A 21,967-nucleotide genomic window follows, 5' to 3' on the forward strand; every position below is an offset into this window, starting at 1 on the left:
CGCCTCGCCGGCAAGGCGGACGCCGGGACCGGCGGGCGCAACGCAAAAGCTCCGGCCCGTCAGTGACAGGCCGGAGCTTTTGGTATGTGCCGCTGTTACCCTCTGCCGCTAGTTAGCGGAGATCTGGCGCAGGACGTACTGCAGGATGCCGCCGTTGCGGTAGTAGTCGGCTTCGCCCGGGGTATCGATGCGGAGGACCGCATCGAAGGACTTGGCGGAGCCGTCTTCAGCTGTGGCGGTGACCTTGAGGGTCCTGGGCGTGGTGCCTTCGTTGAGGGCGGTGACGCCTTCAACCGAGAAGGTCTCCGTGCCGGTCAGCCCCAGGGTGGCGGCGGATTCGCCGGCCGGGAACTGCAGGGGCAGGACGCCCATGCCGATCAGGTTGGAGCGGTGGATACGCTCGTAGCTTTCGGCGATGACGGCCTTGACGCCCAGGAGTGCTGTTCCCTTGGCTGCCCAGTCACGGGACGAACCGGAGCCGTATTCCTTGCCTGCCAGGATCACCAGCGGGGTGCCGGCTGCCTGGTAGTTCTGGGCGGCGTCGTAGACGTAGGCCTGCGGGCCGTCTGCCTGGGTGAAGTCGCGGGTGAAGCCACCCTCAACGCCGTCCAGGATCTGGTTCTTGATGCGGATGTTCGCGAACGTACCGCGGATCATGACCTCGTGGTTGCCACGGCGTGAGCCGTAGGAGTTGAAGTCCTTGCGCTCCACTCCGTTGGCCAGCAGGTACTGGCCGGCCGGGGTGTCCGACTTGAAGGAGCCGGCCGGGGAGATGTGGTCGGTGGTGACCGAATCGCCCAGCTTCAGCAGCACGCGTGCACCGGTGATGTTCTGCACGGGCTCCGGCTGTGCCTTCATGCCGTCGAAGTACGGGGGCTTCCGGACGTACGTGGAGTTCGGATCCCAGGCGAACGTGTCGCCGGCCGGGGTGTCGAGGGCCTTCCAGCGGTCGTCGCCGTCGAAGACGCCCTCGTAGCCGCGGGCGAACATTTCCTTGTCAATGGAGGAATCGATGACCTGCTGGACCTCGACCGGGTTCGGCCAGATGTCCTTCAGGAAGACCTCGTTGCCTGCTTCGTCCTGTCCGAGGGAATCGGTGTCGAAGTCGAAGTCCATGGAACCGGCCAGGGCGTAGGCGATGACCAGCGGCGGGGAAGCCAGGTAGTTCATCTTGACGTCCGGGTTGATCCGGCCTTCGAAGTTGCGGTTACCGGACAGCACGGCGGTGACGGAAAGGTCGTTGGCCTGGATGGCCTCGGAGATTTCGGCGTCGAGCGGGCCGGAGTTGCCGATGCAGGTGGCGCAGCCGTAGCCCACGATGTAGAAGCCGAGCTTCTCCAGGTACGGGGTCAGGCCGGACTTCTCGTAGTAGTCGGTGACTACCTTGGAGCCCGGAGCCACGGAGGTCTTGACCCAGGGCTTGGCCGTAAGACCCTTGTCCACGGCGTTGCGGGCGAGCAGTGCAGCTGCCAGCATCACCGACGGGTTGGAGGTGTTGGTGCAGGACGTGATCGAGGCGATGGAAACCGCTCCGTGGTCCAGCTCGAACTCGCGGCCGTCTTCGGTGACAACGTGCACCGGGTTGGACGGACGGCCCTCTGCTCCGTTCGCTGCGGAGACCACGCGGGCGGTTTCCGTGGTGTGGGAATCAGCGTGCGTGAAAGAGGGCGGATCGGAGGCCGGGAAGGACTCTTCCAGGGACTCGTCGACGCTGCCGTCTTCGATGCTCACGTAGTTGTGGATGTCCTTGCGGAACTGCTCCTTGGCATCCGTGAGCTCGATGCGGTCCTGGGGACGCTTCGGGCCGGAGATGGAGGGAACAACCGTGGACAGGTCCAGCTCGAGGTACTCGGAGAACTTGATCTCCTTGGAAGGATCGTGCCAGAGGCCCTGTTCCTTCGCGTAGGACTCTACGAGGGCCACGTTCTCGTCGGAGCGGCCGGTGAGGCGCAGGTAGTCGAGGGTGACGTCGTCGATCGGGAACATGGCGGCCGTGGAGCCGAACTCCGGGCTCATGTTGCCGATGGTGGCGCGGTTGGCCAGCGGCACTGCCGCCACACCCTCGCCGTAGAATTCCACGAACTTGCCCACAACGCCGTGCTTGCGCAGCTGCTCGGTGATGGTGAGGACGACGTCGGTGGCGGTGGCGCCGGCCGGGATGGAACCGGTCAGCTTGAAACCCACGACGCGCGGGATCAGCATGGAAACGGGCTGGCCCAGCATTGCGGCCTCGGCTTCGATGCCGCCAACGCCCCAGCCCAGCACGCCCAGGCCGTTAACCATGGTGGTGTGCGAGTCGGTGCCCACGCAGGTGTCCGGGTAGGCACGAAGCGCGCCGTCAACTTCACGGGTCATGACCGTGCGGGCCAGGTACTCGATGTTGACCTGGTGCACGATGCCGGTTCCCGGCGGGACGACCTTGAAGTCGTCAAACGCGGTCTGGCCCCAGCGCAGGAACTGGTAGCGCTCACCATTTCGCTGGTATTCGATCTCCATGTTGCGCTCCAGTGCGCCGGAGTTACCGAATGCGTCGATCTGGACCGAGTGGTCGATCACCATCTCGGCGGGTGCCAGCGGGTTGACCCTCTTGGGGTCACCGCCGAGCTCCTTGACGGCCTCACGCATGGTGGCGAGGTCTACAACACAGGGCACGCCAGTGAAGTCCTGCATGATCACGCGCGCCGGCGTGAACTGGATTTCAGTGTCGGGCTGGGCGTTGGGATCCCAGCCGGCCAGTGCTCGGACGTGGTCGGCCGTGATGTTCGCGCCGTCCTCGGTCCTCAACAGGTTTTCAAGCAATACCTTGAGGCTGAACGGAAGGTTTTCTGCACCTTCAACGGAGTTCAACCGGAAAATTTCGTATTCGGTACCGGCTACATTAAGTTTGCCTTTTGAACCGAAGCTGTCCACAATGCTCATCGCAGGACTCCTCTCGCAACAGTTTCATCTTTGTCGCGCGGTAGACCGCTTGCTAGTTAGGCCATCCTAATTAGTGCAAGGTCATACAAAAGAGCATGGGGTCAGCCGGGAATTCGGCGCGCGACGTGGGACTACTACGCCCATCCTAGTCACATCAGGCCGGGGGCGTCAGCAACGCCACTGTCTCCATGTGGTGGGTATGCGGATACAGGTCAAACGCCCGCAGCCCTGCAAGTGACCAGCCGCCCTGCTGGAAGTACCCCAGATCACGGGCGAAGGACGCCGGGTCGCAGGAGACGTAGGCGATGGCCCGCGGACCGGCCGCCATCAGCTGGCTTACCACAGCCTTGCCCGCACCCACCCGGGGCGGGTCGAGCACCAGGGCGTCGAAGTTGCGTGGCTTTTGGCGCAGCACGCGTTCCACCCGTCCCTGCACGATCTCCACCTGGGACGCACCGTGCAGGTTCTTCCGGGCATCCCGGCTGGTTCCGGGGGAACCCTCAACGGACAGCACGGATCCGGTGACGCCGACGGCGTCTGCCAGCGCGGCCGTGAACAGCCCGGCTCCGGCGTACAGGTCCGCCACCACGGCGCCCGGCTCGAGGTACCCGCCGTCGTGCAGGAAGTCCTTGACCGCCCCGACGAGGGTGTCCGGTGCGTCCCGGTGGATCTGCCAGAAGCCATCCCCCGTGACCCGGTATTCGTGGCCAGCTGCCGATTCCTGCACCCAGGTTCGCCCGCGCAGCTGGAGCGCCTCGCCCTTGGCGGGATCAAAGCTGGCCACCGAGACGTCGGCCGGGAGCTGCGCGATGATGGCGCTGAGGCGCTTCGCCCGGGTGCCTGCAGCCGGGGCCAGCAGCACCAGCGGGCGCGATCCGTTGGCGGGAGCGGCCACTTCCACGCGTTCAATGCCTTGGAGGTCGATGTCCCACAGCCGGAGGTCGTTGATGCCGGCCACGGCCAGCGGCATCTCACGGACGGCAATGACCTGGTCGGAACGGTGGGCGTGCATGCCCAGCCTGCCGCCGGACGTCACGGCAAAGCTTGCCCTGGTACGCCAGCCCAGGCCCGGGGTGTCCGCAGTGCCTGCGGCCGCTTCCCCGGCAGCTTCGCCCACCGGTTCAACAATGTTCTCCCGCCCCGCGGGGTCCGCCCACACCGCGGGATGTTCGACGCCGGCGAGCCGCTTCAGCTGTTCGGCCAGGACGGCAGCCTTGAGGCTTCGCTGGTGCTCGAGTGCCACGTGGCCCAGCTCTGCACCGCCCACCGGCGTGTGGCCGTGGGACCACGACCGGAGGGAATCTGCCAGGTGCCAGAAATGGGGCACCCGCTCGGGAGAGGCGTCGAGTACTTCCACGACGTCGGCACGCCAGAACTTCGAGTCCTCGCCGGCGTCCGTTAGGCGGATCCGGACTTTTTCGCCGGGGATGGCGTGGCGGACAAACACCACGCGGCCTTCGTGGCGGGCAACGCAGTGCCCGCCGTGGGCTATGGGTCCGATATCTACCACGAGTTCGGCGTTGGTGCGGGTCTGGGTCTCGGGGTTCATTGGATATCCTGCAGTTTCTTGGCTTCTTCGGACGACTTCAGCTGCCAGGGCACGCTGGCCACCATGACTCCCGGCTCGAAGTGGAGACGGGTCTTGATACGCAGGGCGGTCTGGTTGTGGACCAGTTGTTCCCACCATTTACCCACCACGTACTCGGGGATGTAGACGACGATGAGGTCCCGGGGCGAATCCCGGCGCATGTTCTTCACGTACTCCATGATGGGAGTCACGGTTTCCCGGTACGGGCTGGCGAGGACGGTCAGCGGCACCGGAATTTCCAGTTTTTCCCAGTCGGCAAGCGTATGGGCGGTTTCCTCCGCGTTGATGTCCACCGTGATGGCGTCCAGCCGCGACGGCCGCGACGCGCGGGCGTAGGCCAGCGCCCGGAGTACGGGCTTGCGGACGTGGGACACCAGCAGCACGGCGTGGACCCGGGACGGCAGTGCGCGCGGCGAGGAATCCTCGTCCACGGCAAGTTCCTTGGCTACGTTGTCGTAGTGCGCGCGGATGCTCCACATGATGAGGAACAGCACGAACATCGCCAGCAGCGCGATCCAGGCTCCCTGCTCAAACTTGGTGATCAGCACGATGGTGAGGACCAGGGCGGTCATGCCGAACCCGATCATGTTGATGGTCCGCGACTTGAGCATGCGGCGGCGAACGGTCCTGTCCCGTGCCAGCTTCAGTTCACGGCCCCAGTGCCTGACCATGCCGAGCTGGCTTGCCGTGAACGAGATGAAGACACCCACGATGTACAGCTGGATGAGCCTGGTGACGTCGGCGTTGAACGACAGGATGAGCACCAGGGCACCGGCGGCAAGGGCCAGGACGCCGTTGCTGAACGCCAGCCGGTCACCGCGGGTGCGCAGCTGGCGCGGCAGGTAGCCGTCCTGCGCCAGGATGGATCCGAGGACCGGGAAGCCGTTGAAAGCGGTGTTGGAGGCAAAAACCAGGATGACGCCGGTGGCGGCCACCACTACGTAGAACAACAGCGAGCCGGGGCCGAAGATGGTCTGGGCTATCTGGCTGATGGCCGGGCTCTGGATGTAGCCCTCCGGGAGGGGCAGGCCGTTGACCAGGAATTCGGTGGCCGGGTCCAGCACAATGTGCACCCTGGTGGCATTCGCCAGGTAGATGATGCCGGCAAGCATGGCGGAAGCGATGAGCCCCAGCAGGAGGAGTGTGGTTGCCGCGTTCTTGCTCTTGGGTTTCTGGAAATTGGGGACGCCATTGCTGATGGCTTCCACGCCGGTCAGGGCGGCGGCACCGGAGGAGAATGCCCGGAGCAGCAGGAAGGCTCCGGCCAGCCCCACCAGGCCCTCATCGAACCCGGCCGCCGGCACAATCGTGAAGTCCGCAGACGGAGCCTCGCCGAGCTGGCCGGTCACCGCCTGGAAGATGCCGACGGCCGTCATGCCGAGGATGGACGCCATGAAGATGTACGTGGGGACCGCGAAGACGCTGCCGGCTTCCTTGATCCCCCGCAGGTTCACGAGGGCAAGGATGACCACGCCCACGGTGGCGATGAGCGCCTGCTGGCCATGGAGTGCGGGGACTGCGGTGGTGAGGTAGGTCGCGGCCGATGACATCGAGACGGCGACGGTGAGCACGTAGTCCACCAGGAGGGCAGACGCGACTGTCAGGCCGGCGTGCTTGCCCAGGTTGACGTTGGCGATTTCATAGTCGCCGCCGCCGGACGGGTAGGCGTGCACATTCTGGCGGTAGGACGCCACCACCGTGAGCAAAACCACCATGACGGCGAGGCCAACCCACGGGGAAAACGCCACGGCGCTCACGCCTGCCAGTGCCAGGGTCAGCAGGATTTCATCCGGCGCGTAGGCCACCGAGGACAGTGCGTCTGAGGCGAAGACCGGAAGCGCGATCCGCTTTGGTAGCAGGGTGTGGGCCAGCCGGTCGTTCCGGAAGGGCCTCCCCACCAGCACCCGCTTCACGGCATTCAATATTGTCAGCACTCCACAAAGCTAGTCTGATTCGGACGCGATGTCATGACGGCCTCCGCAGGCTGCCTCCGTGGGGGGCCCGGCGGGCCGGTAGAGTCGTACGCAGCAACGGGACAAGGGACTGAGGAGGCACGGGTGGCGCACTTCGTGATCATGGGTTGTGGACGCGTGGGAGCAACACTGGCGCACACCCTCGAGGACGCAGGCCACTCGGTGGCCATCATCGACCAGGACGACCGCGCCTTCCGCAGGCTCCGCACCGGATTCTCCGGCCGCAAGGTGACGGGAGTCGGGTTCGACCGGGAAACCCTGAAGCAGGCAGGCGTGGGCGAGGCCTATGCCTTCGCCGCGGTGTCCAGCGGGGACAACTCCAACATCCTGGCCACCCGGGTGGCCCGCGAGACCTTCCATGTCCCCCACGTCGTCGCCAGGATCTATGACCCCGGCCGGGCCGAAATCTACCAGCGCCTGGGCATTCCCACGGTTGCTGCGGTGCGATGGAGCGCCGACCAGGTGCTGCGCCGGATCCTGCCCGAGCAGCACCTCGCGGGCGACTTCCGTGAGCCCTCGGGCCGCCTGGTCCTCGCTGAAATCGACGTCGACCCGTCCTGGATCGGCCACGCCGTGTCCGAAATCGAAAAGGTGGCCGGTATCCGCATTGCCTACCTGACCCGGTTCGGCGAGGGAATGCTCCCCGGGGCCGGCACGTCCTACCAGGAGGGCGATACGGTCCATGCCATGCTGCGCGTGGACCGGAGCGCCGAAGTCGGCCACATCCTTGCCAAAGAACCCCCGAAGGAGCAGTAAGTGAAAGTCGTCATCGTCGGGGCAGGCAGCGTGGGTTCCTCGATCGCCCGTGAGCTTCTGGCACACAAGCACGAGATCCTGCTCATCGACCTGAAGCCGGAAGTCATCGGACGCAGCGGGCTCCGCGGCGCGCACTGGCTGGTCGGGGACGCCTGCGAGCTGAGCACGCTCCAGGATGCCAAGCTCGAAGACGCCGAGGTTGTGGTTTCGGCCACGGGAGACGACAAGGTCAACCTGGTGGTGTCGCTGCTGGCGAAGACAGAGTTCGGCGTCGGACGCACGGTCGGACGCGTCAACAACCCCAAGAACGACTGGATGTTCAATGATTCGTGGGGAGTCGACGTCGCCGTCAACACCCCGCAGCTCATGACCGCCCTCGTTGAGGAAGCGGTGGAAATCGGGGACCTCGTCCGGCTGCTCACCCTGCAGACGGGGGTTTCGTCCCTGGTGGAATTCACGGTGCCGCACGACTCCCACGTCATCGGGCTCACCGTGGGAGGCATCGACTGGCCCGAAGACTCCACGCTCGTTGCGATCCTCCGGGACCAGGCTCCCATCACGCCCAGCCGGGACGATGTGATCGACGGCGGTGACGAACTGTTTTTCGTCACCACGATCGCCGCCGAAGACGGTCTCCGGGCCCTGCTGTCCCCCGAACAGCAGCAGGACACCGAATCCAGCCGCACTCCTGGCTCAGACGACGAGCACCCGGATGCCGCCGAACAGCCCGGGCAGCAGGCTCCTGAGGACGACGGCTTCGACGGCTAGTTGTGCTGACCCGGTGTCATCAACCTGCCGGGTCAGTACAGCTAGTGCTCGGGCTGGTTTTGCGGCTAGTGCTGTGAGGGAGGACCGGGCTGCGCCGGCTCATCCGGCTGCGCCGACGATGCCACGGGCTTGGTGATGAGCCATGCGACCCAGATGCCCAGGATGTACAGCGGGGCACCCATGATGAGGCGCGTGGTGGCGAGGCCGGCCAGGCCCTGCTCGCCGAGGAGGTACAGCGGCACCTGGACCAGCAGCCGCAGCGCCAGGACGGCCACGATCACCCACGTGCCAAGGCGGTAGGCCCGGACGCGGACGGGATCCTTGCGCCAGTCCAGGCCCTCGTTCCGGATGAAGCCGAACAGCAGTCCGGCAATGGGCCAACGGAGCGCTATGGAGATGACCATCCCCGCAATATAGGCGGCGTTCGTGAGGAACCCGAGGACATAGAAGTCCTCTGCCTTGCCGGTGGTGTTGGCCAGCCAGGCGGAAATTCCGACTCCGGCGATCCCGGCGAGTGCCTGGGTCAGCGGACGCCGCTGGATAAGCCGTGCCACGGTGAAGACGGCCGCGGCCGCCAGTGCAGCAACCAGCGAGAGCGTCAGCTCCCGGGTGATGGTGAAGGCCACGAGGAACATGAGGCCGGGCACAATGCTCTCGGCGACGCCCTGCACACCGCCTGCGCTCTTGAGAACGTCAATGCTGCCGTCCTTTGTGCGGTGCAGCCCGGCCTTGACCGCGTAGTCTTCGGCGAAGCCGGCCATTGAAGGCGTCTCCGGCGTGGACCGGGGTTTGACCGGTTCGGGCGCGGCAGGCCCGGCTGCGGGATCCGGGTTCTCGGACGGCGTCATTGGTTCTCCTGGCGGGACAGTATTTCGTAGCGGGGGTTGAACATGGTGGGCAGCCCGTCGCGAAAGGTCAGCATGCCTTCCAGGCGAAGCTCGCAGCCGGGGTCCACGCCGGGAACGCGCCGGCGGCCGAGCCACACGACCCGCAGGCGGTCCCGACGGCCCGGTCCCCCCGGTTTCCGCGCCGTCGCCGGTTCCGCGGCGGCCGGGGGCACGCCGCCCTTGCTACCCGGGACATCATGGTCGGTGACGATCGCGGTGAACGAGGCCACCTGTGTGGCCGGAACGTATGTCACGGATTCAATAAAGCCGCGGCACAGCACCCGTCCGCGGTCCGGCAATCCACTGATGGAAAGTTCGGGCTGCGGAAATTCGCTGGCCGGGTCAGCCAATCTGGGTGATCTCCGGTCCGCGCTCGGGCTGCTGGAAATCCGGTGCGCCCTGCGGCGCCTGCGGTGCCGAATCCTTCGGCAGGCGAAGCTGGAGGAGGTCACGCGGCGGCATCGGGCTCTCGCCCCGGACCACCACGATCTGCCGAAACAGGGCTTCAAGGTTGGCGGCGGCGTCGCGGTTGATGGCAGCTTCGCCGCCCAGTACGCCGCGGAGGAACCAGCGGGGACCGTCGACGCCGATGAAGCGGGCTACGCGGTAGCCCCCCGCGCCGTCGCCCGTGCCTGACGGAAGCTTCGCCACCAGCTCGGTGCCGAAGGCGCCGGGGACTTCTTCGACCTGGCCGCCCTGGCTGCCTACGGACTGTCCGATCTGTTCACGGATTTCGTCCCAGAGTCCCTCGCTGCGCGGGGCGGCAAAGGCCTGGAGCTGCAGGCTTGAACCGTCGAGGTCCATGGTGACCGCGACAACCCGCTGCGTGGCTTCCTCAACCTCGAGGCGCAGCTGGAGTCCTTCAGTGGGTGCAATCAGGAGGGCACCGAGGTCTACGTAACCGTTGGTGCTGTCGATCTCCGAGACGTCGAAAGGCCCGGTGGCTTCCCGCCCGGTGCCGGCTTCCCGGTCCGCGCTGTCCGCGGAATCAGGGTCTGCAGTCTCGAGGGTTTCCCCGGGCTCTGCTGCCTGGTCCTTCTTGGCCTTTTTGCCACGCCCAAAAACCATCGGGTTATCTCCTTAGTTGTGATCTGGTCCCGCCGTGCCACCTGGGCAGCGCGGTAAGTCATGCAGCACCGGCAGCGCCTGGGGCTAGGCCTGCGGTACTGCGAATCCGCCGGTGGAACCGAAGCCGCCGTCGCCTCGGACCGAGTCGCTCAATTCCGTAACGGCCACAAACTGCGCGTACTCCACGCGTTGAATAACCATCTGTGCAATTCTATCGCCGCGCCGCAGCTCAATGGTCTTGTCGCGGTCCGTGTTCAGCAAGGTCACGGCGATCTCGCCGCGGTATCCTGCGTCGACCGTTCCCGGGGCGTTGACGACTGTCAGGCCGTGCTTGGTGGCGAGCCCGGAGCGCGGGTGGATGAGGGCCACGTAGCCGTTGGGCAAGGCAATCGAAACCCCGGTGGGTACCAGCCGGCGCTCACCCGGTTCCAGGACCACGTCCTCGCGCGCACGGAGGTCCGCTCCGGCATCGCCGGGGTGGGCGTAGGAGGGGGCTTCGAGGCCGGCGTCGAGCATTTTCAGCTGGACCGCCAGTGTAGGCGATCCGTAGGCGTCGGCGCTGCCTTCAGGGGAGTTAAGCGGCAAAGTACTCACGGCTGCAGTTTCTTCAGTCACAGTCATTCACTCTAACGCCCGTTGCGGCCCCGGGCCTAGCCGCTGCGGGCCGCGGCCGGCTCCGAAGCCAAGGTGAAATACCCCGGAAAAAGTGGAAAGCTGGGCCTATGCCGGAATCTAGTGCAGCTGTGCCTGCCCCCAACAGCACACCCCGCGGAACAACCGTTCTTTACAGCGAGAAACTCCACCCCAACCTGTGGATCTGGCTGGTGGCGGCCGGGCTGTCCGGCGCCGGCATCCTGGTGTTCGCTCCGATCAGCATGGGGGCCGGCGTTACGGCGGCAGTTGTGCTGTTCGTCATCATCGCGGTCCTGCTCATCCTGTCCACCCCGTCCATCACCGTAACCGCGGACACACTCCAGGTTGGGCGGGCCACCATCGAGCGGCGTTACGTCGGAGCGGTGGCGCAGTTCAGCGGCAAGGAGGCCACGGCAGAACGCGGCCCCCGCCTGAACGGACTGGCCTATCTCTGCATCCGCGGCTGGGTGGACCCGGTGGTCCGGATCGAAATCACGGATCCTTCCGATCCCACTCCCTACTGGCTGACGTCCACGCGCCGGCCCGCACAACTGACAGCCGCCCTCACCCACACGTGAGGGCAGCCCGCGGGCAGTTCCCGGACGGCGTCCGCCGGCCCCCTCAGCCTTCGCCAGGTACAGATCAGCCTTCGCAGTCCTTACAGAAGAACAGCCCGTTCTTTTCGCGCGCAATCTGCGAGCGGTGACGGACAAGGAAGCATGACGAGCAGGTGAATTCATCAGCCTGGGCCGGCAGGACGCGGACCTGCAGTTCCTCACCGGACAGGTCAGCACCCGGGAGCTCATAGCCTTCGGCCAGGTCGGATTCGTCTTCATCCACCACTGCCGTTGGCTTGTCCGTGCGCCGCGTCTTCAATTCCTCAATGGAATCTTCGTTCAGGTCCTCTTCTGATTTCCGCGGCGCATCATAGTCTGTCGCCATTATTTCCTGCTCACACTCCGCCTTGTTCGGTTGGATCGCCGGATACTGGTGACCCCGCCTCCCGGGCATTGGCACCCTTCGGCTGTCCCCTGGTCCGGTTCACCGAGGTAAACACTGGATTGCCCGGTTTTGTGCCCGACTTAGGCGCCCATCTTTCCCTAAGCGGACCGTGAAAGCGAGAGTTTTTCCGGCTGATTCCCGGCTGAGGCCCGATTGGCTCCCGGAGGAGGCCCGCGGGAGCGCGGCCGAAGGCGGGCCGGCCGGACAGGATCGCCCGGAAAGTCGCGGAATATCGCGGCGCGCCCTCTCCCCTCCCCGGAAAAACCACTGCCGGGTGGCAGAGTTTCGAATGTCAGTAATGCCAGGGTGGAGGATTTGTATGCAGGATCTACGGCTTGTAGGCGTCCACGACGACGGAGAGCATCTCCTGTTGAGCGGCACCGGTGGCGAGATGTTCCAGCTGCCGATCGACGAAGCTCTCCGGCTCGCGGCCAGCCGCTCTCCGGCAAGGGGTGCCGCTATTGCTGCGCCCGTCGCGATGTCCCCCCGGGATATCCAGGCGCGCATCAGAAGCGGGGCCACGGCCGCCGAGGTTGCCGAGCTCTCCGGCATTCCGCTGGCCAAGGTCCAGCGCTACGAAGGCCCTGTCCTCGCCGAACGCGAGTACGTGGCCCAGCAGGCCCGGAAGATCGAGGTGGCTTCCCCTGCCCCCGGGCATGACGTTTACCGCTCCGCCTTCGGCGACAGCCCGGCCACGCTCGGCGACATGGTGGCGCACCGCCTGACGGCCCACGGCATCGAGTCCTCAACCGTGGAGTGGGACTCCTGGCGGCGCCCGGACGGAACCTGGACAGTGGTAGCCCGCTTCGAGACCAAACCCGGCGGGCACGCCAGCATCGGCGAGGAGCCTCCGGCCATGTGGACCTTCAGTCCCGCCCGGAAGTCGCTGCAGAACGCCAACCGCTGGGCCCAACAGCTGAGCGAGCTCGAGCCGCTGGACGGACCGGTGCCTGCCCGCCGTCTCTCAGCAGTTTCAGACCGCCCCTTCGATTTTGAAACGGATGCCGAGGCGGCTGCCGCCCGGACGGCGTCGGGACAGTCCGGCAAGGATTCCGACGGACTGCTCGATATGCTGCGCTCACGCCGCGGCCAGCGGCTGGGTGTGGACGAAGACGGCGACGACGCACTGGCCATGCTGCTCACCAACGGTGTTCCCGCGGCCCACCCCCGGCCGGCTGAAGTTGCGCCGGAGCCCGAGGCCGACGACAGCGAAACCGGCGCGCACAGCGCCGAGGACGCCGAGGCTCCGGCCGCCAAAGGAGATTCGTTTACCCGGAAACGCGAGGGCCGTGTGTCCATGCTGTCTCGCCTGAGCCTGGCACCGCAGCACACCGAAAATGACGACGACCGGCTGAAACTTCACGACGGCGTCAGCACGGAGACCCGCGAAATCACGATCGTAGCGTCCCCGCTGCGCCCGGTCACGGATCCGGACGAGGCAGCCGCGGCGGATTCCGGCACGGCTGCTGCGGCACCCGACGCCGGCGTGCACAGTGAAACCGCGGCCGGGCCTGAACCCACGCCGGTCCGGGAAACGGCTCCTGTCCGCCAGTCCGGCTGGAACCGCGAATCAGCTCCGAATGTGGGCCTGGATGAGCTGCTTGGCGGCGGGGGCCCCAAGCGTGGCCGGGACGAGGCTCCGTCCGTGACCAGGAGTGACCGGGAGGTTGAGCAGCCCGAACGGCAGCCGTCGAAGCCCAAGCGCTCCAGCGTGCCCAGCTGGGATGAAATAGTCTTCGGCGCCCGCGGCGACTGAAGCGCCCGCGACTGAACTGTCCGCCGCTGCAGCACTGTTAGCCGTTGCAGCAGCGGGTCAGCTGCGGCGGGTTTCCCCTGAGCCGCGCCACAGGCAGGCATCCACCTCGAACGGCAGCAACTGGTCCTGCTGGGCCATGACGTTGGCGCCGTGGGCCGTGACCCGCCGCATAAAATGCCGCCGGCACAGGGTTTCGTACCCCACTACAGGCGTGTGGCCTGCCGCGCCGGCTGCAGTCTGGTCTCCGGCCATATCCACGTCGCCCACCACGACCTGCGCGCCTTCGGTCACCATCACGCCGTCCACCGTGCGGGCGTTATGGGTGGCGCGGCGTCCGCACCAGCACAGCGCTTCCACCTGCAGGACCTGGACACGGTCCGCGAGCTCAATGAGCCGCTGGGATCCCGGGAACAGCCGGGTGCGGAAGTCCGCGCTGATGCCAAACGCAAAGACGTCGACGTCGATCTCATCCACAACGCGGGCCAGCTGCTCCACTTGGGACGGCGAGTAGAACTGGGCTTCATCGCAGATGAGGTAGTCCACGCGGAGGCCGCGGGTCCGGCGCTCGATCACCTCGTCCCAGAAGTCGGTGGTGTCCAGGACCTCCACGCAGTCCGTTTCCAGTCCGAGGCGGCTGGAGATCCGCGCGTCGCCGGCGCGGTCGTTGCGGCTGAAGCGGACACCGCCGCGTCCCCGGGCCCGGTGGTTGTGGTCCATCTGCAGGGCAAGGGTGGATTTGCCGCAGTCCATGGTGCCCGAGAAGAAGACGAGTTCAGCCACGCGCTCCCTTTCTGCCCTGGGCCTGGAAAAACAGCAGCGGAACTTCACGCTCCGCTTTGGTCAGTGAGCCGTGCTGTCCCACCACCTCCAGGGCGGTGGGGCGGACCCGGCGGGTGTCATAGAACGCCAGGGCATCACGGGCAGCGATCATCACGTCCCCGATCCGCAGGCTGACCTCCGGCCGGACTTCGCCGAACAGCCCGGCGGACACGGCCTCTTCCCTGGTGAAGGCCCAGATCCTGTCACCAAACCTCGCCCGCCATGCATCGATCAGCCGGGCACGGTGCTGCTCCCCTGCTCCGGGCTCAAGGTACAGGTGCACCATGCGGGGCTCCCCCGCTGTGTGCCGTACCCCGGCGATCAGGGCAGGCTCCGCGGAGTAGTCGAAACGCTGGGATTCAGGGACGTCGAGCATGCCGTGGTCCGCCGTCAGCAGGACCGTGGTGCCCGGCGGAAGGGCTGCGTTGAGGCGCCCTACGGTGGCGTCCAGTTCCTCTAGCTGGTGTTCCCACTGCGCCGACTGGCAGCCGTAGCGGTGCCCGGCCTTGTCCAGGTCATTGACGTAGAAGTACATGAGGGAGCTTTCCGCGCCAAGCATGGCTTCTGCCGCTGCGGCAGTCCTTGCATGCGGCGTGCTGGCGGCGATAAAGCGGCCGCCCCGCAACGCAGCCTGCGTCATGGGTGACGCGCCGAATTGGGGAAGGCTGATGGTGCTGACGTCCGTGTGGGCGGAGGCCCGCTCGAAGACGGTGGGAAACGGCTGCCACTCACGGGGGTCCACACCGGGGTCCCAGTTGCCCAGCATGTTGACCACTTTGTCCTGTCCGGGGTCCAGGACGTCGTAGCCCACCATGCCGTGCTGACCGGCGGGGAGCCCTGTGCCGAAGCTGGCGAGGGAGGACGCAGTCGTGGAGGGAAAGGCGGAGTCCAGTGCCACCGGGACGGCTCCCTGGCCCTGTTGCATTACCGACCGAAGGAAGGGCGTGTGCGCCGATTTCTGTTTCAGCAGGCTGCGGCCCAGGCCGTCAGCGAGGACAACGCATACCCTCTTGGCCGCCGGCAGGTTCAGCCTGTTTTCAAAACCCTCGATGCCGAGGCTGGCTGCAGCACTCGTGAGGACCTCCGCGATGGACCGCTGGCCGAAGGCGGGCGCCGGGGGCAACGGCGACGGCGCAGGGGTACCTTCGGGAACGGCTATAACTGACTGTTCGGGGTAATTTTCGGGCGTCATCTCAGCGCTGGTGCCCGCGGCTGAGGCGGTTTCCGAACACGCCGGTGCGGGGACGCGGCGCGGCCACGGGGCCGCTGTGCAGTACGGGCGCGGCCGAGCCGGTGTTGACCGCGCGCAACGCCCGGGCGAACAGTTTCGCGTCCTGCACGGCCTGCAGGCCGTCAGCTTCGGCGCTGATGCGCAGCACAATGTCTTCCTGGGCGATGGTGCCGCTGTAGCCGTGGTCAGCTTCGCACTGCGGATCACCGCAGCTGGCCGGACCCATGTCCAGCCGCTGGCCGCCGGACCAGGCAATGGAAAGGGTCAGTTCCCGGACGGGATCGGACGGCTTGTAGTTCTGCGGCTGGGCATACATGTAGCTCAGCACCACGGAGCGGATCTGCGCCACGGGCACGGACTCGGTGGAGATCTGGGCGACGATCTGTTCCCCGGCCTCGTCCAGCTGCTGGTCGTCAACGTGGGCAATGACCAGCATGTCATCCGTCAGCACCAGCACGGTGATGTGCCGGCGGACTTCGGCGCGGTCGAAGTGGGTTTCCAGGTGCACCAGGTGCGCCATGCAGTCGCGGCCGTCGAGGGCATCGTCAACAACATCGGCGACCAGCCGGGGGTAGAAGCCAGCCTGCTGGAGCGCCCCTTCGAGGCTCTGCCCCTGGGCACCGTGGTCGTGTGTGCTGTGGCTGTGGGCGGCCTGGTGACCGGAGCGGGGTGCTTGCGGCTTCGACGTGGGAGGCTGGGTCATTACCCCATTTTCACAGATCGGCTGGGCACTTGCTAACTGTGTGTCCGGCAGCCCGGCCCAGCGGCAGCGGACCGCTAGCTCCGCATTGCCCTGCGAGCGCTGTCGGTCCGCTGGGCCGCGTTCGCGATCCGGACGTCGGCGGACAGGATCGATGCGCCCCCGGGGCCGGCCAGCACAGGGTTGAACTCCACCAGCGCAATTTCGGGGTGGTTGTCCTTCAGCCTGGTCAGCCGCGCGGCAAGGTCCTCCAGTGCCGCCACATCCACGGCCGGCAGCCCTTGGTAGCCGAACAGTTTCCGGGCCGCCCTCGGCGCACGGATGAAGTCGTGCACGTCGGCGCCGGACAGCGGCGGAACCCGGTGGGACCAGTCCTCCAGCAGGTTCACGGCGTCCCCGGCCAGCCCGAAGGACACCACGGGACCCAGCAGCGGGTCCTCAATGGCCCGGAACGTGCAGGCCTGCCCCACCGGTGCCATGGTCTGTACTTCCATGGACGGCGAGCCGTACGGCCTCAGGGCGCGGTGCATCTGGATGATGTTCCGCCGCAGCGAATCAGCGTCCTGGATGTCCAGCCGCACGCCGCCAAGATCCAGCCTGTGGCGCAGCGCGGGGTCCATGGTCTTGAGCACCACCGGCCAGCCCAGTCGGTCCGCTGCCGCCACTGCCTCATCAGGTGTATCGAAGCCTTCAGAGGGAACCACGTGGATGCCGTAATGGGCCAGCAGCTTGGCCGAGGTCGCCGCGTCGAGCTGCACCAGCTGCTCACCCGGGACATCGTGGAGCAGTTCCTCCAGTTCATCCCTGACGCTCTCCTGGTCGCAGCCTTCAGGCTCCACGAACAGGCCCTTGTCGCGGTCCACCCACTCGGCGTACCGCACCACAGCGGCGAGCGCGGCGACGGCAGCGCCCGGGTTGGAGTAGCAGGGCACTGATCCGTTTGCGGATTCGGCACCGACCGCCTCTGCACCGACCATGCCCTCAACGTAGATGGACGGGTCGAGGATCCCGGTGAAGGCGGCGACCACCGGTTTCCCTGCCGCCGCCGAGCACTCCGCCAGGACACCCGCGATTTTCTCTACGGTGAGGCCTCGTGCCGGGAGCAGTGCCACCACGACGGCGTGGACGGAGTCCGAAGCGAGGGTCCGGGCCAGGCTCTCGCGGAGGGCCGGCAGCGCGAGGGACATGCCGGCGTCGAGATCCACATCCGTGACGATCCGTTCAACCCCCAGCCCGTTCGCGGCGGCGGAATCCGCCACCACTTTGCCGAGGGCCCGCGAGTTACTGAACACCGCAATGTCCGCCCCTGTGGGGAGGGGCTGGCCGGAGACGATCTGGGCGACATCCATAAGCTGTTCAATGGTTTCCACCCGGATGACACCTGACTGGCGCATCATGGCGTCGAGTGCACCGGGAGGCGCCTGGGTGGTGCGCACGGCGTGCCCCGGCGGCAGCTGCAGCCCCATGGCGTCCGACTTCGCGACAATGACGGGCTTGGTGCGGGCCAGACGCCGTGCCAGGCGGGAAAACTTGCGCGGGTTGCCGATGGATTCCAGGTAGAGCCCCACGGCGGTGGTGTCGGCGTCGTCTTCCCAGAACTGCATCATGTCGTTGCCGGAAACGTCCGCGCGGTTGCCTGCGGAGAGGAAAGTGGAGAGCCCCAGCCGGCGCCGGCTGGAGGCGGCGTAGAGGGATACTCCGATGGCCGCGGATTGGCTGAACAGGCCCAGGCCGCCGCGGCGCGGCAGGCTCGGTGCCATGGACGCGTTCAATGACACCGCCGGATTGGTATTGACGATGCCGAGGGACGCCGGGCCGATCACGCGCATCCCGTTCGACCGGGCCTGCCGGACCAGCTCGCGCTGCCGTGCCAGCCCGCGTTCGCCGTCGTCGGCGTACCCTGCAGTGGCGACCACAACGCCCTTGACTCCGACGGCCGCGCATTCTGCCACCACCTTGGGGACTTCCTCATACGGAACGGCGATGACGGCCAGGCGGACGGGGTCGGGGACCTCGGCGAGCCGGGCGAAGGACAGCATTCCGGCGAGTTCAAGGGCTTCGGGATTGATGGCGTAGACGGGGCCGGTGAAGCCGCCTTCAATGATGTGTTCGAGCAGCTGGTAACCGACGGTGCCCCATTTGCGGCTGGCACCGATCACGGCCACCGAGGACGGCGCCAGCAGCTCCTGGATGCTGCGTGCCTCCGCACGGTGCTCGCGCGCTTCCATCACTGCCCGGGACTTCTCCGTCGGGTCGATATTGAATTCCAGGCTGACCACGCCGTCGTCGAAATGCCGTTTGACGTCGTACCCGGCGTCGGAGAAGACCATCAGCATCTTGCGGTTTTCCGGGAGCACTTCCGCGCTGAATTTGCGGATGCCGTTTTCGCGGGCGGCGGCGGCCAGGTGCTCCAGCAGGATGGACCCGATGCCGCGGCCCTGGTGGGCGTCGGCTATATTGAAGGCAACTTCGGCTTCTTCGGGATCGGCCAGCCGGTCGTAGCGGCCGATGCCCAGGATTTCCCCGCCGATGGTGATCACCAGCGCCACCCGGTCTTTGTAGTCCACCTCCGTGAAGCGCTTCAGCTCCTTGCTGGAGAGCCGCGCCTTGAAGGCGAAGAACCGCATGTAGATGGACGTCTGCGACTGGCCGGTGTGGAAAGCCTGCACGGCGTCGGAATCCGAGGGGTGGATGGGACGCAAATGAGCCGTCCCGCCGTCCCGCAGAACGACATCGGCTTCCCAATATTCCGGATATACGCCGTCCCCGGGCTGATCCACCATAGGCTTAGCCTAGCTAAAACTCCCCAGTAAACCGTTAAGGATCCACCAGCCCCATGGCCCGCCGCCAAAGTTCCGCCCCGGCAGGGGACGCCGTCCAGGACTACACCGAGAACATCGTTGATATCGACGTCACGTCGGAAATGGAAGGCTCGTTCCTCGAGTACGCATATTCGGTCATCTATTCACGGGCCCTCCCGGACGCCCGTGACGGCCTGAAACCGGTGCAGCGGCGCATCCTCTACATGATGAGCGAGATGGGCCTGCGCCCGGACCGCGGCCACGTGAAGAGCGCCCGTGTGGTGGGCGAAGTCATGGGCAAGCTGCACCCGCACGGCGATACGGCGATCTATGACGCCATGGTCCGCATGGCGCAGGACTTTTCGCTGCGGCTGCCGCTGATCGACGGCCACGGCAACTTCGGCTCGCTCGACGACGGCCCGGCGGCACCGCGGTACACGGAGGCTCGCCTGGCGGCGGCTGCCCTGACGCTGACGGACCACCTGGACGAGGACGTGGTGGACTTCGTCCCCAACTACGACAACCAGCTGACCCAGCCGGATGTGCTCCCCGCCGCGTTTCCCAACCTGCTGGTCAACGGCGCCACCGGCATCGCCGTCGGCATGGCCACCAACATGGCCCCGCACAACCTGGTGGAGGTCATCTCCGCCGCCCGGCACCTGATCGCCAACCCGGACGCCACGCTTGAGGACATCATGCGGTTCGTCCCCGGCCCGGACCTGCCCACGGGCGGGCGGATCGTGGGCCTGGACGGCATCCGCGACGCGTACGCCACCGGCCGCGGCTCGTTCAAGACCCGCGCCAAGGTGGAAGTGGAGCAGCTGTCCGCCCGCCGCACCGGCCTGGTGGTCACCGAACTCCCCTACATGGTGGGCCCGGAAAAGGTGATCGAGAAGATCAAGGACGCCGTCAACGGCAAGAAGCTGACGGGCATCAGCGACATTGTGGACCTCACGGACCGCAAACACGGACTCCGCCTGGTCATCGAGCTGAAGAACGGCTTCAACCCCAACGCCGTGCTCCAGCAGCTCTACCGCTACTCGCCCATGGAAGATTCCTTCGGCATCAACAACGTGACCCTGGTGGACGGGCAGCCGCAGACGCTGGGCCTGGTGCAGCTGCTGTCCGTCTATGTTGACCATCGCATCAACGTGGTGCGGCGCCGCACCGCGTTCCGGCTGGAAAAGAAGAAGGACCGCCTGCACCTCGTGGAAGGCCTCCTGATCGCCATCGTCGACATCGACGAGGTGATCCAGATCATCCGGTCCTCGGACGAGGTGGCCGCCGCCCGGGAACGCCTGATGTCCATCTACGACCTCACCGAAATCCAGGCGAACTACATCCTGGAACTCCGGCTGCGCCAGCTGACCAAGTATTCCCGGATCGAACTCGAAAAAGAGCAGGACCAGCTGAAGCTCGAGATCGCCGAACTGGAAGCCATCCTGGCTTCGGACCAGCGCCTGCGCGAACTGGTCTCCGACGAACTGGCGGAGATCGCCGAAAAGTACGGCACACCCCGCCGGACCGTCCTGCTCGAGTCCGAGGCGGTCTCCCCCACCGTGGCCGCCCTGGCGGCTGCGCCCGGCGGCAAGGGCAAAGCCGCCCCGCTCGCGCTGGAGATCGCCGATGACCCGTGCTGGGCCATCCTGAGCGCCAGCGGCCAGATAGCCCGTACGTCCAACCAGGAGCCCCTCGCCGAGGCCGGACCGCGGTCCAAGCATGACGTCTTCCGGTCCGTGGTCAAAACCTCGGCGCGCGGCGAGATCGCAGCTGTCACGTCCTTGGGCAGGATGCTGCGCCTCCAGGTCATGGACATGCCCGTCCTGCCGCCAATGTCAGGGCTTCCCAACCTGGCCGGCGGAGTGCCCGCCAAGGACTTCATCACGCTCCTGAAGGGCGAAACGCTGGTGGCCTTCGCGCCGCTGGACACGGTCCTGGCGATCGGCACGGCGCAGGGCATCGTCAAACGCGTCCAGCCTGACTATCCCCTCAACCGCGAGGACTGGGAAGTCATTGCCCTCAAGGACAAAGACACCGTGGTGGGCATCGAACCTGCCGGGGCCGACGACGTCGACCTCGTGTTCCTGACCCGGCAGGCCCAGTTGCTGCGCTTCGCCGCCGGCAGCGTCCGCCCGCAGGGCCGCACAGCGGGCGGCATGGCCGGCATCAAGCTCGCCGCCGGGGACCAGGTCCTGTTCTTCGGAACGGTCGCGCCGGGCGACGACGCCGCCGTCGTGGTGACCGTCTCCGGAACCGACGGCGCCCTGCCGGGCACCGCTCCCGGCGCGGGCAAAGTGACGGCGTTCGCCGAGTATCCGGCCAAGGGCCGGGCGACGGCGGGCGTCCGGGCCCACCGCTTCCTCAAGGGAGAAGACACGCTCCTCATCGCCTGGGCCGGACACGGCCCTGCCAAGGCGTCGTCCCTTGCAGGGGTAGCGCGGTCGCTTCCGCAGGAGCACGGCCGCCGGGACGGGTCGGGCATCCCGCTCTCACAGGCAGTGGAAGCGATTGGGCCCAGCCTGAGCTGGGCTTAGACTACGGGAATGCCTATCATCCCCGACGAAAAGGACTGGACCTGGGTGCTCACCCGGCCCTGCCCCGAATGCGGCTTCGACGCGTCAACGGTCACTCCGGCCACGGTTCCCGGGAGCGTGTCCAACATGCTTCCCCGCTGGCGGGCCGCGCTCCGCCGGCCCGATGTGGCGGAACGTCCGGATGACGCCACGTGGTCCGTGCTGGAGTATGCGTCCCATGTCCGTGACGTTTTCAGCCTCTTCGACCTCCGGCTCAACCTCATGCTCAGCGAGGAGAACGCCCGGTTCGAGGACTGGGACCAGGACAAAACCGCGGTGGAGAAGGACTACGCCAACGCCGACCCCGCCGTCGTGAGTGCCGAACTGACGGCCGAGGGCGAACAGGTCGCGGAGTCCTTCGCCGGCGTGCACGAGGACGAGTGGGGCCGCAAAGGCCTCCGGAGCAACGGTTCGGAGTTCACGGTGATGACCCTCGCGCAGTATTTCCTGCACGACGTCGTCCACCACCTTCACGACGTCGACGCCTGAGTTT

The 21,967-nt window shown here is 66.6% G+C and carries 18 protein-coding genes; 6 read left to right on the plus strand and 12 right to left on the minus strand.

From position 1 onward, the window contains the following. Positions 1 to 108: 108 nt before the first annotated feature. The 3 genes from acnA to J2805_RS17375 all read right to left on the minus strand — a co-directional run bounded on the left by acnA (position 109) and on the right by J2805_RS17375 (position 6,441). Positions 109 to 2,919, minus strand: coding sequence for an aconitate hydratase AcnA (acnA, locus tag J2805_RS17365; protein WP_309978396.1), 2,811 nt, complete (start codon positions 2,917 to 2,919; stop codon positions 109 to 111). 154 nt (positions 2,920 to 3,073) lie between these two features. Further along, positions 3,074 to 4,468 (minus strand): class I SAM-dependent RNA methyltransferase, encoded by a 1,395-nt coding sequence (locus J2805_RS17370; protein ID WP_309978398.1) that lies wholly within the window; start codon positions 4,466 to 4,468, stop codon positions 3,074 to 3,076. Beyond that, the gene (locus tag J2805_RS17375; protein WP_309978400.1) at positions 4,465 to 6,441 is read right to left on the minus strand and encodes an APC family permease; all 1,977 of its coding nucleotides are present in this window, start codon (positions 6,439 to 6,441) and stop codon (positions 4,465 to 4,467) included. Before J2805_RS17375 ends, J2805_RS17370 begins: the two co-directional genes overlap by 4 nt. A 123-nt stretch (positions 6,442 to 6,564) precedes the next feature. On the opposite strand from J2805_RS17375, the gene J2805_RS17380 reads away from it, so the two are divergent. After that, positions 6,565 to 7,236, plus strand: a complete 672-nt coding sequence (locus tag J2805_RS17380) for a potassium channel family protein (RefSeq protein ID WP_309978402.1) — start codon at positions 6,565 to 6,567, stop codon at positions 7,234 to 7,236. Further along, positions 7,237 to 8,004, plus strand: a complete 768-nt coding sequence (locus tag J2805_RS17385) for a potassium channel family protein (protein WP_309978404.1) — start codon at positions 7,237 to 7,239, stop codon at positions 8,002 to 8,004. A gap of 65 nt (positions 8,005 to 8,069) precedes the next feature. Here the strand turns inward: J2805_RS17385 and J2805_RS17390 are convergent, their stop codons facing one another. The 4 genes from J2805_RS17390 to dut form a co-directional block, all read right to left on the minus strand. Further along, on the minus strand, positions 8,070 to 8,852 hold the full coding sequence (locus tag J2805_RS17390) for a DUF3159 domain-containing protein (RefSeq protein WP_309978406.1): 783 nt from the start codon (positions 8,850 to 8,852) through the stop codon (positions 8,070 to 8,072). Further along, a complete protein-coding gene (locus J2805_RS17395) occupies positions 8,849 to 9,241 on the minus strand; it encodes a hypothetical protein (RefSeq protein WP_309978408.1) in 393 nt (130 codons plus the stop codon). The genes J2805_RS17390 and J2805_RS17395 overlap by 4 nt, the downstream gene beginning before the upstream one ends. Continuing rightward, a complete protein-coding gene (locus J2805_RS17400) occupies positions 9,234 to 9,959 on the minus strand; it encodes a DUF3710 domain-containing protein (protein WP_309978411.1) in 726 nt (241 codons plus the stop codon). Before J2805_RS17400 ends, J2805_RS17395 begins: the two co-directional genes overlap by 8 nt. Before the next feature lie 84 nt (positions 9,960 to 10,043). Next, positions 10,044 to 10,574, minus strand: a complete 531-nt coding sequence (gene dut, locus J2805_RS17405) for a dUTP diphosphatase (RefSeq protein ID WP_309978413.1) — start codon at positions 10,572 to 10,574, stop codon at positions 10,044 to 10,046. 107 nt (positions 10,575 to 10,681) lie between these two features. Here dut and J2805_RS17410 point away from each other — a divergent pair, with 107 nt between their 5' ends. After that, positions 10,682 to 11,170, plus strand: coding sequence for a DUF3093 domain-containing protein (locus tag J2805_RS17410; RefSeq protein WP_309978414.1), 489 nt, complete (start codon positions 10,682 to 10,684; stop codon positions 11,168 to 11,170). Positions 11,171 to 11,234: 64 nt separating this feature from the next. Here J2805_RS17410 and J2805_RS17415 read toward each other — a convergent pair whose 3' ends face one another. Further along, positions 11,235 to 11,534: a DUF4193 domain-containing protein gene (locus J2805_RS17415; RefSeq protein WP_309978416.1), complete on the minus strand. Its 300-nt coding sequence runs from the start codon at positions 11,532 to 11,534 to the stop codon at positions 11,235 to 11,237. Positions 11,535 to 11,913: 379 nt separating this feature from the next. Here J2805_RS17415 and sepH point away from each other — a divergent pair, with 379 nt between their 5' ends. Then, entirely contained in the window at positions 11,914 to 13,350 is a 1,437-nt protein-coding gene (gene sepH, locus J2805_RS17420) for a septation protein SepH (RefSeq protein ID WP_309978418.1), read from the plus strand. Positions 13,351 to 13,407: 57 nt separating this feature from the next. Here sepH and J2805_RS17425 read toward each other — a convergent pair whose 3' ends face one another. The 4 genes from J2805_RS17425 to J2805_RS17440 all read right to left on the minus strand — a co-directional run bounded on the left by J2805_RS17425 (position 13,408) and on the right by J2805_RS17440 (position 18,883). Beyond that, the gene (locus J2805_RS17425; protein ID WP_309978420.1) at positions 13,408 to 14,130 is read right to left on the minus strand and encodes a thymidine kinase; all 723 of its coding nucleotides are present in this window, start codon (positions 14,128 to 14,130) and stop codon (positions 13,408 to 13,410) included. Then, entirely contained in the window at positions 14,123 to 15,361 is a 1,239-nt protein-coding gene (locus tag J2805_RS17430; RefSeq protein WP_309978422.1) for an alkaline phosphatase family protein, read from the minus strand. Before J2805_RS17430 ends, J2805_RS17425 begins: the two co-directional genes overlap by 8 nt. Position 15,362: 1 nt before the next feature. Continuing rightward, entirely contained in the window at positions 15,363 to 16,103 is a 741-nt protein-coding gene (locus tag J2805_RS17435; protein ID WP_309978424.1) for a DUF5998 family protein, read from the minus strand. A 74-nt stretch (positions 16,104 to 16,177) separates the two neighbouring features. Next, complete coding sequence (locus tag J2805_RS17440; protein WP_309978425.1) at positions 16,178 to 18,883, minus strand: bifunctional acetate--CoA ligase family protein/GNAT family N-acetyltransferase; 2,706 nt, start codon at positions 18,881 to 18,883, stop codon at positions 16,178 to 16,180. Between the two features lie 53 nt (positions 18,884 to 18,936). On the opposite strand from J2805_RS17440, the gene J2805_RS17445 reads away from it, so the two are divergent. Continuing rightward, on the plus strand, positions 18,937 to 21,435 hold the full coding sequence (locus J2805_RS17445) for a DNA gyrase/topoisomerase IV subunit A (RefSeq protein WP_309978427.1): 2,499 nt from the start codon (positions 18,937 to 18,939) through the stop codon (positions 21,433 to 21,435). 9 nt (positions 21,436 to 21,444) lie between these two features. Further along, positions 21,445 to 21,963, plus strand: coding sequence for a DinB family protein (locus J2805_RS17450; protein ID WP_309978429.1), 519 nt, complete (start codon positions 21,445 to 21,447; stop codon positions 21,961 to 21,963). Positions 21,964 to 21,967: the final 4 nt, after the last annotated feature.

Origin of the sequence: Arthrobacter oryzae (assembly GCF_031454875.1) — a bacterium.
Classification (GTDB): Bacteria; Actinomycetota; Actinomycetes; order Actinomycetales; family Micrococcaceae; genus Arthrobacter; species Arthrobacter oryzae_D.